Origin of the sequence: Vibrio sp. Vb0598 (assembly GCF_033338935.1) — a bacterium.
GTDB classification, from domain to species: Bacteria; Pseudomonadota; Gammaproteobacteria; order Enterobacterales; family Vibrionaceae; genus Vibrio; species Vibrio alginolyticus.
The window spans coordinates 1-1206 of the sequence record NZ_JAWOTP010000188.1; the positions used below are offsets into that span (position 1 = coordinate 1).

A 1206-nucleotide genomic window follows, 5' to 3' on the forward strand; every position below is an offset into this window, starting at 1 on the left:
AAAAGCACTGATTGAAGCGGTGAAAAAAGCACGCGCTCGTGGCGAGAAAGTCGTCATGACCAATGGCTGTTTTGATATTCTTCACGCTGGTCATGTGTCTTACCTTAATCATGCTGCTGAGCTAGGTGATCGCCTAATTGTCGCAGTAAATACCGATGAGTCTGTAAAGCGTTTAAAAGGCCCTGGTCGTCCGGTAAACCCAACCGATCGCCGTATGGCAGTATTGGCAGGTTTAGGTGCAGTTGACTGGGTTGTACCGTTTAGTGAAGATACGCCACAGCGTCTGATCTCTGAAGTGCTGCCAAGCATGTTAGTTAAAGGCGGTGACTACAAACCAGAAGAGATTGCCGGTGGTAAAGAAGTGATTGCAGCAGGTGGTGAAGTTCGTGTTTTGAACTTTGAAGATGGTTGCTCAACCAGCGAAATCATCAATGCAATTAAAGGCGGCAAAGGCTAAGCCTTACTGCTTTGAACAATACTATCTGGAAGGTCGCTGCAAAGCGGCCTTTTTGTTTTTTTATGCTTGCTGTTCTACGTTCTGGTATAGCAATGCATTTGCGAGATAATCGCTAGGCGCACAATGTTAGGTAATTTGCATCGAATGATAGACAACAAAAAACGCCAATTGAATCAACTGGCGTTTTAATTTCATTGTATAACTGAACGTTATTTCGCTGGTTTCAAACCTGCATCCACATCCAAGATGTCTTGTTCGCTTAGTGTACCAACCGCTTGGCGAAGCTGAAGAACGCTCAGGATGTAGTTGTAACGAGCATCTGAAAGGTTTTTGTTCGCATCGTATAGGCGACGAGTTGCGTCTAGAACATCAACGATAGTACGAGTACCTACATCAAAACCTGCTTCTGTCGCTTCTAGCGCAGATCTCGCTGAAACTACCGATTGCTCATACGCTTTTAACGCACCAATAGAAGCGTTGATGTTGTTGTTTTGTGCACGAACATCTTTCACTACGCTACGGTACTGAGCTTCAAGATCTTCGCTTGCTGCAACGTACGCAAACTCAGCTTGTTTGGTTTGTGATGTCACGTTGCCGCCAGTGTAAAGTGGCACTGCTAGGTTAACGCCAATATTGAAGCCGTCGCTTGTACGGTCACTATTTGCATTACGGCCAAGGCCACTGTTGTAGTTACTTTCTGTGCCTGAATAATCTCCGTAGTTGTAACCACCATCTAGAGATAACGTTGG

General features: G+C 45.3%; 2 protein-coding genes. One reads left to right on the forward strand and one right to left on the reverse strand.

The genetic code is table 11. The features are described 5' to 3' along the window. Positions 1-457: D-glycero-beta-D-manno-heptose 1-phosphate adenylyltransferase (rfaE2, locus tag R7Q38_RS23970; protein ID WP_318114555.1), on the forward strand; the 457-nt coding region annotated here is incomplete at its 5' end. Between the two features lie 209 nt (positions 458-666). Here rfaE2 and R7Q38_RS23975 read toward each other — a convergent pair. Then, on the reverse strand, positions 667-1206 hold a 540-nt coding region (locus R7Q38_RS23975), incomplete at its 5' end, for a TolC family protein (RefSeq protein WP_318114557.1).